This is a genomic window from Prevotella sp. HMSC077E09 (assembly GCF_001814685.1).
Taxonomy (GTDB): domain Bacteria; phylum Bacteroidota; class Bacteroidia; order Bacteroidales; family Bacteroidaceae; genus Prevotella; species Prevotella oris.
The window spans coordinates 23,130-38,414 of record NZ_KV817532.1 but is presented as its reverse complement, the minus strand read 5'-3'; the positions used below and the strand labels follow the sequence as shown (position 1 = coordinate 38,414).

Here is a 15,285-nt window from a genome sequence, read left to right as displayed (position 1 = left end):
GTTTAATTTATAATAGTGTTGCGGAATTAAGGCTTTCGTAATAAAAAAAATAGTAACTTTGAACCCAACTAACACAAATGAGAGTTATTTTTATTATAACAAATTTAGGTGACATTTAATAAAATTATTATTCATATGATGAAAAGATTGATGACAGTCCTTGCTTTTGTTAGTCTTACAATGACCACTTTAGCACAGGAGACTGTTCCAGTACAGAAGTACAGTGTAGCTACTAATTCGTTTTGGAGCAATTGGTTTGTTCAAGTTGGTGGTGATTACAATGCTTGGTATTCTAATCAAGAACATGGCCTTGGGCTTGACAACGGCGATCATTATGGTCTATTTGCGAAACAACGCCGTACGTTTGGAGCCTCTGTAGCTGTAGGAAAGTGGTTCTCTCCAGGCTTCGGTCTACGTACAAAATTACAATTGGGAAAGGCCAAGAAAGTCGGTATGGTAGGCGTATCTAAGTTGGACTATTGGACTTTGAACGAACATCTCCTGTTCAACATGAGCAATCTGCTCTGCGGTTACAATCCAGACCGTGTATGGAATGTTACACCTTTCATTGGTGGTGGTGTCACTCGTAATGAGTCTATCAGCCTCTATGCCATGCAATTGAGTGTAGGTGTCAACTCTTCTTGGAAGCTAAGTCGCCTTCTCGACCTCTATGCTGAAGTAGGATGGAACCGTATGGAAGAGGATTTCGATGGCTATGAAGGCTATAATCAAAGAGCAAAACACCATGGATATGGCTGGGAAGACAAGGACAATAACCTCTATGCAGAAGTCGGATTGACTTTCAAACTCGGCAAATCCGGTTGGAACAAGACCCCGGATGTTGATGCATTGAAGTCTATGTCGCAATCGCAGATTGATGATTTGAATAATAAAATCAAGAATGCTAAGGCCGAAGGAGACAGACTCCGCAATGAGCTTGCTCAGGCTCCGAAAGATGATGTGCAGACTAAGAGCATCAAAGAATTCATTGCTATGCCTATTTCTGTATTCTTCAACATTAACAGAACCGAACTTGCCCGACTCAAAGACCTCGTCAATGTACGTGCACTTGCAAAATATGCAGTTGAGAACAACAGCCGTATGCTCGTCACCGGTTATGCTGACTCGGCAACAGGTACGCCTGCTATCAACCAGAGACTCTCTGAAGCTCGTGCGAAGAGACTTGTTGATGAGCTTGTCAAGATGGGCGTAAATCGCTCTAACATCAGTGTAGCAGCAGGTGGTGGTGTCAAGATATTGGAGTATCCAAGCTACGATCGCCGTGCTACTGTTCAGATTGTTGAATAAGCGTTTAACACGTATCAGATAGGGAACTCATCATAGTTTCTCTCTAAATATACAATAGCCTCGACCGAATTCTTTGGCCGAGGCTATTTTCTTTTATCACAGTTGAGGAACATGCATGATATCATTCATCCCCACAAGCAAGATGATATCAAGCATAAAGAAAAACAATCATTTCTCCCAGCAATGCTTTCCGTAATGTAAATGACAGGCATCATAGAGTGATTTCAGGCGAGAAAGACGTGGAATGAAAGCAGAATAGGAGTCTTTTTGCTGGCACCAGGCATTCTCTGCAAGCGCTGCCATGCGTGGAAGCATCATGTATTCAGCATGATTTGGCACTGCAATATATTCCGTCCAGAGGCACGCTTCAACACCAATGATATGCTTACGGTTTTCAAATGAGATATCATTGGGCACTATAACCATATTATACACGCTATCCAAAGGAAGATAAAGGTCATTGGAAAACGATTCATTGCTCGTCTTGGGATTGGCTTGATTGCGATTGAAATAACAGTATTTTGACGGCGACATGATGACATCATGTCCCTTCTGAGCTGCCCTAATGCCATAAACGGGATCACGCCAACAATGGATTGTCGCGCTTTGATGAATGTTTCCACCAAGAATTTCGTCCCATCCCATGATGCAACGGCCTTTGGAATTGATGAATTTTTCTATTCTGTTCGTGAAGTATCCCTGTATGGTTTTAGGCGTCAAATGCTCACGTTGCATGAGTTTCTGACACTTTTCACAATTTGCCACACGTATCGTTGGTGCCTCATCTCCACCGATATGAATGATTTCTGAAGGGAAGATATCCATTAATTCAGTCAGAACGTCCTCGCAAAACTGATAGGTCTGTTCATTGCCAAGGCAGAGAATATCATCAAATACACCCCACCTTGTACCCACTTGATAAGGACCTCCTGTGCAACCTAAAGTCGGTATAGAAGCCAATGCAGCCAATTGGTGCCCCGGCATATCTATCTCTGGGACGACAACCACATGGCGCTGACGGGCATACTCCACGATTTCCCGCGCCTCATCCTGCGTGTAATATCCGCCATAAGGCGTACCATCACAAACCGAACTATTGCGTCCGATTACGGTTTCCGGGCGATTACTGCCAACAGCTGTCAGCAAAGGATACTTCTTAATCTCAATACGCCAACCCTGATCTTCCGTGAGATGCCAGTGAAAGCGGTTCATATTGTGCATGGCCATAAGGTCAATGACTTCCTTGATAAACTTAACCGGGAAGAAATGACGACCGCAATCAAGCATCATTCCTCGATAAGTAAAGCGCGGAGCATCGATGATTTCCACCGCAGGAAGGCCTACAAAAGCTGTCTTTCCCACAGGCAAAGCCTTGCGAAATGTCTGAATTCCATAGAAAACACCTGCTGCCGTACGCCCCTTTATGACAACACCCTTCTGACTCACAGAAAGCGTATAACCTTCACCATGCTTTATGTCGCCCCCAATCACGAGTCGGATAACATCACCTCCTGACTGTGAAACATTTGTAGAAAGCACAGGACGAATACCTGTAAGTTCATGAATATAGTCTTGAAGGAAATGTGCATTGCGCTCCATTTCCTCGTTGGCTTCGGGATAAACAATGCGAGTTGAAGCACTAAGTCTGAACATAGATTTGCCCGTTAGATGAATTTGCTGTGGCATAGGAACCACAGAATAATCGGCTCGCTGTGCATGAAGCGTGATGACCGACATGAGAAGCAAACTCAAAATAATACTCTTTTTCATATTTTTAGGATTGGATTATCGGTTAATCATCGGCAAGACAAAGTCCATTACAGTTTCGAAAACCATGCCATGCCCTATTATATATAAAACGGGAAACATCTTCTTATTTCATAAACTCACTGATATATTTTGTGTTTTTTAACTAAATGAGTGAATGCTAAGGGGGACATTCTCATAGATATCAGCAAACAATCCTTGGAATTTTCATTTTCAACATTTTAAGATAAGAGTCTGTTCAGGCAAGCTACTGACAGCAAATCAGACACAGGGTATAGGCAGTTGGATATCAACAACTTATCAATGAAATCACAATTTCCATGATAATTCGATACATGGTGAAAATAAATCGTCAGTCACAGGCTTTATATTACTCCTCAAACTGAAAGGAACGGGAATCGAGGAGCATGGATAGAGAAAAACAGAGAGCTTCAAGGTGAAAATCAAGATAAGTTAGAATGGGTTCTTTTCTTAAAAAAGATAAAATATAATAGCGTTTATTTGGCTCTTTCACAGATTATATTTACCTTTGCAATCGCTTTACAAAAGTAAGGGCGTTTAGCTCAGCTGGTTTAGAGCATCTGCCTTACAAGCAGAGGGTCGGCGGTTCGAATCCGTCAACGCCCACAAGAGAAAGAGGTTTGATTTGGTTCAAGCCTCTTTTTATTTTTTATAGCCTTGTGATATCACCGAAGCTTTACTGAAAGACAAAATGAAATGGAATGGAGGTTAAACAATAACTATACAAGCTGCTTTGACTCTCATTTTAGAGAGCAATACAGAGGAATTTGAAAGATGACTTTTGTAAAATTAATATCTCGTTTTTAACACTTTTCGGCCGCACCAAATAGAACTGAAAACGCGCTTTCTGTGCATCTGCAAAACCACTCCAGCGATTGCGCGAAGCCATTTTATAGCTTCGATGCCCTCACTTCTTATCATCCTATGCTGCAATCTGACGCTAATCACCGTGTTATCTGCATCAGATTGCGGGATAAAATAAAGCAAGTTATGTGCTGATTTGACGCAAATGACATGGTTTTTCGGCGTAATTTCACCTCATAACATGCCTTGATCTCCGTAATGTTTTGATTGCCAACACATTGCAAACTCACTGAATACCGTGCGTATTTCGAACGAGGATAAATCTGTTTTTGAATTCGTTAAGCATTTGAGGACAATTGTAAAGTTCCTTGATAAGATTTAACCTATTTCTCGTTTACAAGGCATATCGCTCACTAATTGCAACAGAAAAGACAGCATGAAAAATGTTATTCATCGCTACAATATTAGAAATACGACCCTCGCATAACGAAATTCTTACGAATTAAAGCCAGGAGAAACAGTTCATTTCAGTTCCTTAAGCCCTCCAAATCAACAATAAACAGAGAGAAAATCCAAAGATTAAAGAGAATAAAAGCAAAAAAAATCCCTGCAATCCCGAAAGACTACAGGGAAACACCCCTTGTGGGCGTTGACGGATTCGAACCGCCGACCCTCTGCTTGTAAGGCAGATGCTCTAAACCAGCTGAGCTAAACGCCCTTACTGCTGTAAGGCGATTACAAAAGTAGTCAATTTATCTGACACGTGCAAATAAAAGGATAAAAAAACAGCCTCAACCCGATAATTGGTTAAGGCTGCCCTTGTATTATCAAGAACGCTACAGAGTATTCTTGTATATGATATGAACTTAGTCTACAATCTGAACTGTTGCACGACGGTCGTAATCAGGATATTCGAGTATCTGAACACCTCCACTTGCAGCAGTTCTAATCTTAGAACGGTCTACACCCATCTTGACAAGTTCTTCAAGAACTGTGTTTGCACGCTGCTCTGAAAGTCTCTGGTTGATGGCAGGAGTACCTGTTGAGGAGTCAGCATAACCCGTAACGAGGATATTAGACTTGTTGGCAATGGCATACTTAGCAAGTGCACGAACGTTTACGAGGTCTTTCAGCAACGCTACATTAATCTTACCGATATTGAAGAATACAGAGATTGGCGTTGTGATGAATTCTTTGACACTCTTTGTCAGCACGGTTGTCTTTGGCTTCTCTGCAAGCTGCTTGCGAAGCTTGTCGTTCTCAGCATTGGCATCATTGAGCTGTGAATTGAGGGCATCAATCTGTGACTGAGACAGTGCCTTGATAGCAGCTACATCAGGAGTCTTGTTCCAAGTAGCCTTACCAAGCTTGAAGGTCAGACCAACCTCTGCATAGAGGTGATTGTCCTTATCCTCCCAACCACGACCATTGTGAGTATTAAGCAATGCAGCACCCTCAAAGCCATCGAAATCATCTTCCATACGATTCCAGCCTGCTTCTGCATAGATATCAAGATTACGGCAAAGTCTCCAGGAAGAGTTAATACCGGCACTTAACTGCATGGCATAGAGATTAATTGACATGTTTCGGGCAACACCACCACCGACGAATGGGGTAAGGTTCCACACCCGATTAGGGTTGTAACCTAAGAAAAGATTGCTTAAATTGAACATGATATGCTCATTCAAGCTCCAGAAATGCTGTGAAGTCACGCCTACAGTACCAATTTTCTTGGAATTGAAACCTTGCAGTTTCGTGCGAAGACCAATGCCTGGAGTGAACCATTTACCAATAGCAACAGAAGCTCCGAAAGTGCGACGCTGCTTACTCAAGAAGTTGTAATCACCGCCATTGTCAAGATGACGGCCATGCTCTTGGTTGGAATACCAGATGTTATAGTCACCACCTACTTGAATAAACCAGTTGCTCCAAAACGAATTAGTAGCCACACTGTACTTTAATGTTGGGTCTGCTTCCTGTGCAAAAGCAGTCATAGACATGCTAAACAAAGCAAGACCCATCAATAATTTTCTCATAATAAATAAAATTAATATTAATATTTTGCTATCTGAATTGCATAACTCCTTTTCATGTTGGTATGCAAAGATAGTGATTATTTTCTTTCAATTGTCTTTTTTAACATGTTTTAATTCAACAAATGTTCTATTTCGTTCTGTTTCAAGATACAGAGGATGTTTTTCCCATCAGGCGTATAATTGGGATTCGATGAGGCGAAAAGCATGTTGAAGATGTTTTCCATTTCATCATTATTCAGCACCTGTCCTTGAGGGATTGCAGCTTTTCGGGCCATTGTCAAAGCCAAAGCACTGCTGATTTCATCTCGGATAGCAGTGGGTTTCTCTTGTGCAGAAGCAATCATGTCATGCAGAAGACTTGAGAAATCAAGTCCTTCAAGCCCTGCAGGGATTGCCTGTACAGCATAACTTGAGCCACCCATCGCATTAAAATCAAAGCCCAGGCCCTGCAATTCCGGCATTATCTTCGTCAGCGTAACCTCTTCTGAAGCTGAGAAATGAACATTCTCCGGGAACAGAACCTTCTGTGAAGCAGCTTCCCGGCACTTCAGCTGTTCCTGATAACGATCGAAAAGGATGCGCACATGTGCCCGATGCTGATCGATAATCATCAGTCCAGACTTCACAGCTGTCATGATATAGCGCCCCTTATACTGATAGTGAGCCGGTGATTTTTCGGCAATGACATTCTCTGCAGATTGGGGTTCATCTGTCGTTTCGGGCGATGTCATCTTCGAAGAAAAGAGTTCTGTCTCCTGACTTGGCTGATGCTGTGCTGCCTGATATAGTTCATCCCAACGGTTGGAAGTAGAGGAAGAACGCGAAGAACCTGCGGAAGAGTGGAAAGGATTATAGTCGGGATTATATTTCAGCGTAGGAGCTGTTACACTTTCACCGGGATTATAAACCGGAATGTCAGGTCGTCCTTCAGTATCAAAGTCTATCGAAGGAATATCATTGAACATGCCGACAGCCTCCTTGACAGCAGCAGAGAGTATCTGCCATATAGGGACTTCGTTCTCGAATTTAATCTCGGTTTTCGTGGGATGAATATTAACATCAATATCTTCGGGAGCCACTTCGAAATAAAGAAAATAAGGAACTTGCTCACCGGCAGGCACTAACCGTTCGAAAGCGGCCGTCACAGCCTTATTGAAATAAGGATGTTTCATATAGCGCCCATTAACAAACAAGTATTGATGAGCCCCTTTCTTGCGCGCTGATTGCGGTTTGCCTACGAAACCATTGATGCGACACATCGTCGTATCTACATTCACAGAAAGCAGTTCCTGATTAAGACGTTTGCCAAAAATATCTATGATACGCTGACGAAGTACACCTGCCTTGAGGTTGAACAGTTCTGTACCATTGCTGTGAAGTGAAAAGGATATATCAGGATAGACCAAAGCAATGCGTTCAAAAGCCGTGATGATGTTATTCAATTCAGTGGAATTGGACTTCAGAAACTTCCTTCGTGCAGGCACATTATAAAACAAACTATTTATGAAAAAGCTACAACCTACCGAACAAGAACAAGGTTCTTGTTCTACAAAACGGCTTCCTGCAATCGACAGATGCGTTCCAATCTCATCTTTCTCCTGTCGGGTTTTCAGTTCAACCTGTGCCACAGCAGCTATTGAAGCCAAAGCCTCACCACGAAATCCCATCGTGCGGAGAGCGAACAGGTCGTCAGCCTTTCGGATTTTTGAAGTGGCATGACGTTCAAAAGACAGGCGCGCATCGGTTTCCGACATGCCTTTCCCGTCATCAATAACCTGTATAGAAGTCTTACCTGCATCAATGACCTGCACTTGTATGTTCTTTGCCCCTGCATCGACAGCATTCTCAACCAATTCCTTGACGACAGATGCCGGACGCTGTATGACCTCACCGGCTGCAATCTGATTGGCCACAGAATCGGGCAGGAGTTGTATAATATCGCTCATAAACAGCTATAAAATAAAAATCAATATTAAACAGAATAACACCAATAAAAGCATCAGTAGCACCAATTGCAATAAGGGGAAAGCTACGCCTCGGCGCTGTCTCTTACGCTTGGTATGAGGCATCGCTTCCAGAAAAGCTTGATGGATTTTTTCACGATCCAAAGCTTTATGGGATGTCATACCCAATTCTTCACGGGCCTTTTGCTCTATCTGCTTCAGCCGTTCCTTGCGTTCATCCACATAAATATATTCATGATGGAAACGCCGTGGACGTGGTTGTCGAAACAGACTCATCGTGAGACAGGATTAATTTTCTGCAATGGAGCCTCGTGACGTTTTATCACTTTAAGTGCACTCCCCTCATCCTTTCCACGCCAATGGAACACATCTTCCGGATCTGTAGGACGCAACTCTTCAAACCAGGCAAACTCAGGCAGTTTGAGTTTCTCGGCAGGAATCTGCGTCATCGGCAACATAACACCCGTATTTTTTGGTGTCCATATCTTCTCAAGTTTCCTTTCCGGAGAGATAAACATCTTGATTGTGTCAGTCTCTATATAGATATGGCCCTGCAAAGTAGAGTCTTTATCGTCGATAGGATAGAAGATTGCCTTTGCATTTCCAGATGCAAAGACACGCCGTATCTTACCTTTAATGAAGTAACCGGATATCTCTTTGGACGACAGTTGATTGAAATACTTCTCCCCAGGAATTCGCTCCACGCTCAAAGCCTGGTTGATAACATGAGCTTCTCGCACTGTGCTATCGTTCATGTAAACTTTGATAATCTCACCAAGGATTTGTCGAGTGCCAGTCCAGGCAATCGGGTCACGATACATCGTCATGCAAGAGTCCTGACTGTTAAATACCAATGAGTCGCAAATGGCTTGGATATCCTGACGATAAACCTTTACATGATTGAAACAATGTACCTTTCGATACATTGAGTCTGTATTTATATTAAAGGTGTAAACTTTCATGGAATCAGCGTGCATATAAAGCGTATCCTCCTGTGAATAGTCTTTAACCAAGGCATGCCCTGTAGCAAAACCATAGCCGGTCTTCTCGTTGTAGATGAGCCGTTGGCCTGTTAATTGGTTCCTGTTGCGCTTGTCAACATAGACGACATTGCCCAAACCGCGTGCCAATCCCGTGCGTTTGTTATAGAAAAGACTGTCACCTGTGATTTCTTTATCCTTGTCGACAACAGTTGAGCGACCATACATTTCTGCACGATCAGACTTGCTATCAAAGTAACCATCCGATGTATTGATGACACTTCCATTCTGAATAATCTTACTTGGCCCGATGACATGGGCCAGAGATTTCTGCGTATCATAGTGCAATTCATCTGTCGTCACGGTGCGATCACCACTGCGCATCTTCACATTATACCAAAAGGTAGCTTCCCGAGTCTTGAGGTTATAGTCGCCCCAATCAGACACCAAGCGATCCTTTCCATCGACTAATCGACCTCCCTCAAAGAAGTAAGCATAATCATTAAAACGGTCGTAATCAAGGCTATCCGTGTAGAGTGTCTTGTTACCATGGGTAAGAACAACATTATTTCGAGCCTCCAACAATTGCCGTATACCATCATAAGCGGCTCGATCTGCTTTCAGTGAGACATCTTTTCCCTGCACATAGCGTACATGTCCGAAAGCTTTCACCGAGTTGGATTGCTGATAGAAGTAAGCACTGTCACACCACAGGCTCGACCCCTTGTGCGTAAAATGAACACGTCCCTTCACTATCTGGGCATCAGGAACAGGCCCATATTGGTCGTAACGCAGCTCATCTGCATGGACAAGATAAACCTTTTCATCTGCTTTCTTGCCTGTACCTGCAATGCTTCTTGATACCAAACATAGTTCAAACAGACATAGAACTACCACTATGATAGTTCTATGCCCGCAGATATATCGTATGATACCACTAAAATTCATTCGTTATCTTATCCAGCCTTGATATTCAAAATCACAACCTTTATAGCGGTCGTTCATGCGTACATAGGTATTCTTTATCTTATTAACCACCCAATCATGCAGTTTCTTTTCACTCTCTTTCTGCATCACAACCTCCTGCATTGTCTGGAAGTCCTCGGTTATCTTGGCACGATGTCCATCAATTCTATTAATTAATTTGATGATAGCAGCCACAGTCTTTCCACGATGATCCACCATCTTAAATGGGGCAGAAATCTCACCCACCTTCATTGTATTAACAACGCTTGCAACTTCAGTTGGCAAGTCTTTCATCTGAAAACGCGATGTAATCTTACCTGTCTGGTTATCTGTATAGGCCATCAATCCATGGTTGTTGCGCGTATCCTTGTCTTCTGAAAGATAAGAGCAGGCGGCTTCAAAAGTAAACTTTCCATCTTTGATATCAGTCGCAATAGAGTCAAGTCTGCCCAAAGCCTTGTTCAAATCCTCCGCAGAAACCTTGGGCTTCAAAAGGATGTGACGAACCTTCACCTTGTCACCTCGTTTATCAACCAATTGGATAATATGATATCCGAACTCTGATTCTACAATCTTAGAAATCTTCTTCGGATCAGTAAGATTAAAGGCTACGCTGGCAAATGCAGGATCAAGAGTACCACGACCTGCATAATCCATCTCGCCACCCTGACGTGCAGATCCGGGATCTTCAGAGTATAGTCGGGCCAGCGTACTAAACGAAGTCTCACCCTTTGTGACGCGATCAGTGAAACTACGCAACTGGTCTTTAACACGATTTATCTCGCTCTGTGGGATGCGAGGCTTCTTTACAAGAATTTCAACTTCAACCTCTGTAGGCACAAAGGGGATACTATCTTCCGGCAGATTCTTAAAATACCGCCGTACATCAGCAGGTGTCACGGTAACATCACTCATAATCTTCCGCTTCATCTGCTGTATCATCTTACTGTTCTTGACATCATCGTGCAGATCAGAACGGATTTGACTAAGACTCTTTCCTTGATATTCTTCAAGTTTCTCTCGCGACCCAACCGAATTGATCCAATAGTTAATCTGCTGCTCAACGGTCTGTGCAATATCCGACTCCGTCACTTCAATAGAGTCAAGTGCTGCTTGATGTAGGAAGAGTTTTTGCACTGCTATCTGTTCGGGAATGCGACAATCAGGATTTCCTCCCCACTTCATTCCTTCCATCTCACCTTGCAAACGCATCTGCTCAACATCAGATTTCATAATCGGTTCATCACCAACAACCCAAACAACTTCGTCAATAACACTATGTTCAGGCACGCTGACATCCATAGACTTTGTTTGCACAGAGTCCTTTTTATCAGTCATATAGCCTGCCGTTTTATTGGCTTTTGCTGTAATACCTATCAGAAGCAGCATGCCTATGAAGCTACCGAAAAGTTTATATCCTTTATTCATTTTATTATATTTTCTTTATAGTTTCTACACCATCAATATAGCTCCTTGATTGTTTTCAGTACATTTTGATTGATACTGACAGGATATTTGGCACGCAATTCCTTTATCCATTGCCGTTCCATTGCCTCTTGATAATCAGATAACACCTGCTTCCTTACATCTGACATCGTCTTGGGTGCCTTTAGTTTTTTACCACAGACACCACTAAAGTGGTAGTCTTTTAATGGTGCAGGGGGGACACCATGTTTGAAAATTTCACTGTCTATCCAAGCGTTATCTCCTTGTTTAAAGATTCCTTTTTCGGCTTTTACACGGATTTCTCCATTCTGATTGAACTGCTTTTCAAGTATACTGCCCCACTTTTCAAAGTCGGCTTTTTTCAGAGCTTTAGTCACTTTCTTCACGTCACTAACCTCCTTTACATGGAAGATGACACCTTTATAACGCGGAGATGGCCATCTATATTTCTTTTTATTGTGATTAAAATAGTCTATAAGTCCAGCCTCATCACGTGCCGCTTTTTCCCAAATCGTACGATTACTGATTTCAAAAAGCAGTAAGCCGTCATGATATTCCTGAATGAGATACTTCAGTGAAGGGTCATTCTTTTCCAACTCCATACGCTGCTTCTCCAAAATAGCAGCAGGTGTTGTATGCGCAGCCTGCGCTCTTTCATTCAGTCGGTCATCAATCAGCTTGTCGCGAAGATTGCGCTGATCTATAAAGCACAGTATATCATTCCGTAATGAATCGTAAGGGAGGAAATTACTTTTGTCCTCTAATAATATAATGTGATAACCTGCAGGAGAAAGGAAAGGCAGACTCATTTCGCCTTTCTTCAATCTGTAAGCCTGGGCCTCAAACTCGGGTAAAGTCTGTCCAGGCTGCAACCAAGGCAGACTGCCTCCTGCCGATGCAGAGCCTTTGTCATCAGAATATTTCCTTGCCATTTCACTGAAATCAGCCCCAGCTTTCAAAGCCTTATAAATGGAGTCTATCCGCTGTTTCACTTCTGTTTCCGTGCTTTTTGGTGCACGTTGTCCGAGTTCCAGCAAGATATGACGCACTTTCACCATGCCACCCAACGAATCAACTTGATGTTGAGTTAATGTGTAAATGCGACGTGCTTCGGCCTCTATATCAGCATCATTAATCAGTGACGGACGTATTTGCTGATCACGACAACCTGCAAATTCCTCTTGAAAAGAAGTCAGAGTGTCAAGTTGGGCAGCAAGAGCAGCCTCCACTTTCAACTTGTAATCAATAAAAAGTTCGGCATATTCTGCCACGCTCTTACGGTCAATAACGCCAGCAGAATTATTCTTCCTGTAAGCGTATTCAAATTCCGAGCGCAACACAGGCTTGCCATTTACCGTCATGACAACAGGGTCATTTGACTGACTAAAAGCCATGCTTCCGCAAAGAAGCATGGCCAATGATATGATAACAGATTTCCTTTTCTGCATATATACAACTTATTCTGGACGAGAATAGTTCGGAGCCTCGCTCGTGATTGCGATATCATGGGGATGGCTTTCCATGACTCCGGCATTGGTGATACGTGTAAATTTAGCATCATGCAGCCTCTCTATAGAAGGCGCTCCACAGTATCCCATGCCCGAACGCAGGCCACCCGTGAGCTGATAAATTACTTCCTGAACGGTTCCCTTGTAAGGAACACGACCGGCAATACCTTCTGGAACGAGCTTCTTTACATCGCGGACATCATTCTGGAAATAGCGATCACGCGAGCCATTTTTCTGTTCCATGGCCTCAAGAGAGCCCATACCACGATAGCTCTTGAACTTACGGCCATTGAAAATAATGGTTTCACCTGGGCTTTCTTCGGTTCCGGCAACGAGCGATCCAATCATAACGCAACTGCCACCGGCAGCTAAAGCCTTCACAATGTCACCTGAATAACGCAGACCACCATCAGCAATCAATGGAACACCCGTACCTTGCAACGCCGAATAAACATCGTAGACTGCACTCAATTGAGGCACACCTACACCGGCAACCACACGTGTCGTACAGATAGAACCAGGGCCAATGCCTACTTTTACAGCATCAGCACCATTGTCAACAAGGTATTTAGCAGCCTCACCTGTAGCCACATTACCTACAATAACATCCAACTGTGGGAAAGCTTTCTTTACTTGTTTCAGCTTTTCAACTACGCCCTTGGAATGTCCGTGAGCCGTATCAATGACGATAGCATCAACACCTGCCTCAACCAAAGCTTTTGCACGATCCATTGTATCTGTAGTAACACCGACGCCGGCAGCCACACGCAGACGACCTTTTTCATCCTTGCAGGCCATTGGTTTATCTTTAGCCTTGGTAATATCCTTATAGGTAATCAAGCCCACAAGACGATTGTTCTTGTCTACAACGGGCAATTTTTCTATCTTGTTTTCCTGAAGAATCTGTGCCGCAGCAACCAAATCAGTCTGCTGATGCGTAGTCACAAGATTCTCTTTTGTCATCACTTCGTCAATTTTTTTATCCATACGACGCTCAAAACGCAAGTCGCGATTGGTCACGATACCTACGAGTTTATTATCGTCATCTACTACAGGAATACCACCAATGTGGTAATCATGCATCAACTCAAGAGCATCCTTAACCGTACTTCCACGACGAATTGTCACAGGATCATAAATCATTCCGTTCTCAGCACGCTTTACAATTGCCACCTGATGTGCCTGTTCTTCTATCGACATATTCTTGTGGATAACGCCTATACCACCTTCACGGGCGATGGCGATAGCCATTGATGCCTCGGTGACTGTATCCATGGCTGCAGTCACAAAAGGAACATTCAAAGTGATGTTACGTGTGAACTTGGTTTTCAACTCTACCTCTTTAGGTAGTACTTCTGAGTAAGCAGGAATTAAGAGGACGTCATCAAAGGTAAGACCGTCCATTACAATTTTATCTGCAACAAATGATGACATATTGTAACTTTTAAAATTTATTGCGTGCAAATATAGCAATATTTTTCCATATTTACCACTGTTTTCATATATTTCTAAATCACATTAAAGCTATTTAACGTGGTAAAAGCGATGCCAAAGTACAGTCTTTATTTCGTCTTAAATCTGCTTTCACATGCCAAATCAAAGGTCAGATTTCGGCGTTTAGATAGATACCATCTTCTGCTATCCTCACCAAACGGTTTTTATACAGGTCTCCAAGCGCTTTTTTGAAAACCTTCTTGCTCACTTGAAACTGATGTTTGATATCCTCCGGGCTACTCTTATCGCCTAAAACACAATAGCCATTATTATTTTTAAGATATTGCAGCAGCACGGCAGAGAAGTCTTCCGCTGCTGCCATTCCTACAGGTTGCAGGGTCAGATCAAGCTTTCCGTCGGGACGCACATTGCTGACATAGGCTTTCATGCGGTCACCCGTATGTACATACTTATATATCTGATTTTCATAAATAAGCCCCGGATACTGGTTATTAACGATAGCTTTAAATCCCAAATCCGTCTTTTGCCAAATGAGGATATCCACTTCTTGATTACGCTTCAGTCTTGCATTTGCTGCATCATCTTTCAAGAAACGCTCCACTTTCGCACTGGCTACAATGCGATAACTCTCTTCATCAATATGCACATACACCACATAATGGTCACCAATTTCCATGCGTTTCTTTTGTTCACGGAATGGACAGAAAAGATCTTTCGTCAGCCCCCAGTTCAGAAAAGCACCATATTCATTGACCCAGGAGCATTCTAAATACGCAAAATCTCCCACTTTAGCCAATGGCTTCTCCGTTGTAGCAATGGGGCGTTCCTCCTGGTCCAAATAGACAAAACACATAATCTCATCGCCCGGCTTGGCGCCTTCGGGAACATATTTCTGGGGCATCAGTATTTCTCCCTCACGCCCACCATCCATGTAAAGCCCAAAAATCTCGCCGAAACCTTCGCGTCTTGCCACTTCCTTTACACGCAAAAGATTATACTCGCCCAATCTTATTTCGTTTGTCATAATCTC

10 protein-coding genes and 2 tRNA genes are annotated in these 15,285 nt (G+C 42.9%); 2 read left to right on the top strand and 10 right to left on the bottom strand.

The annotated features are described in order from the left end of the window. The first annotated feature begins 135 nt into the window (after positions 1-135). Positions 136-1,308, top strand: a complete 1,173-nt coding sequence (locus tag HMPREF2983_RS04735; RefSeq protein ID WP_083316682.1) for an OmpA family protein — start codon at positions 136-138, stop codon at positions 1,306-1,308. A 168-nt stretch (positions 1,309-1,476) separates the two neighbouring features. Here the strand turns inward: HMPREF2983_RS04735 and HMPREF2983_RS04730 are convergent, their stop codons facing one another. Beyond that, positions 1,477-3,078, bottom strand: coding sequence for a beta-N-acetylhexosaminidase (locus HMPREF2983_RS04730; RefSeq protein WP_070667157.1), 1,602 nt, complete (start codon positions 3,076-3,078; stop codon positions 1,477-1,479). A 549-nt stretch (positions 3,079-3,627) separates the two neighbouring features. On the opposite strand from HMPREF2983_RS04730, the gene HMPREF2983_RS04725 reads away from it, so the two are divergent. After that, a tRNA-Val gene (locus HMPREF2983_RS04725) sits at positions 3,628-3,702 on the top strand. An 841-nt stretch (positions 3,703-4,543) separates the two neighbouring features. On the opposite strand, the gene HMPREF2983_RS04720 is transcribed toward HMPREF2983_RS04725, so the two are convergent. The 9 genes from HMPREF2983_RS04720 to HMPREF2983_RS04680 all read right to left on the bottom strand — a co-directional run bounded on the left by HMPREF2983_RS04720 (position 4,544) and on the right by HMPREF2983_RS04680 (position 15,279). Next, positions 4,544-4,618 (bottom strand) — tRNA-Val (locus HMPREF2983_RS04720). A gap of 148 nt (positions 4,619-4,766) precedes the next feature. Next, a complete protein-coding gene (locus tag HMPREF2983_RS04715; RefSeq protein ID WP_070667155.1) occupies positions 4,767-5,936 on the bottom strand; it encodes an OmpA family protein in 1,170 nt (389 codons plus the stop codon). Between the two features lie 110 nt (positions 5,937-6,046). Beyond that, positions 6,047-7,882: a DNA mismatch repair endonuclease MutL gene (gene mutL / locus HMPREF2983_RS04710; RefSeq protein ID WP_070667153.1), complete on the bottom strand. Its 1,836-nt coding sequence runs from the start codon at positions 7,880-7,882 to the stop codon at positions 6,047-6,049. Between the two features lie 6 nt (positions 7,883-7,888). Further along, entirely contained in the window at positions 7,889-8,176 is a 288-nt protein-coding gene (locus tag HMPREF2983_RS04705) for a hypothetical protein (RefSeq protein WP_070667151.1), read from the bottom strand. Then, positions 8,173-9,828: an OstA-like protein gene (locus HMPREF2983_RS04700; protein WP_070667148.1), complete on the bottom strand. Its 1,656-nt coding sequence runs from the start codon at positions 9,826-9,828 to the stop codon at positions 8,173-8,175. Before HMPREF2983_RS04700 ends, HMPREF2983_RS04705 begins: the two co-directional genes overlap by 4 nt. A 3-nt stretch (positions 9,829-9,831) precedes the next feature. Continuing rightward, positions 9,832-11,274 (bottom strand): peptidylprolyl isomerase, encoded by a 1,443-nt coding sequence (locus tag HMPREF2983_RS04695; RefSeq protein ID WP_070667146.1) that lies wholly within the window; start codon positions 11,272-11,274, stop codon positions 9,832-9,834. A 32-nt stretch (positions 11,275-11,306) separates the two neighbouring features. Continuing rightward, positions 11,307-12,740, bottom strand: coding sequence for a peptidylprolyl isomerase (locus HMPREF2983_RS04690; RefSeq protein ID WP_070667144.1), 1,434 nt, complete (start codon positions 12,738-12,740; stop codon positions 11,307-11,309). Positions 12,741-12,749: 9 nt separating this feature from the next. Continuing rightward, complete coding sequence (gene guaB, locus HMPREF2983_RS04685) at positions 12,750-14,234, bottom strand: IMP dehydrogenase (RefSeq protein ID WP_004372066.1); 1,485 nt, start codon at positions 14,232-14,234, stop codon at positions 12,750-12,752. A gap of 169 nt (positions 14,235-14,403) precedes the next feature. Next, positions 14,404-15,279 carry a CvfB family protein gene (locus HMPREF2983_RS04680; protein WP_070667143.1) on the bottom strand — a complete coding sequence of 292 codons (876 nt, stop codon included), beginning with the start codon at positions 15,277-15,279 and terminating at the stop codon, positions 14,404-14,406. Positions 15,280-15,285 lie beyond the last annotated feature (6 nt).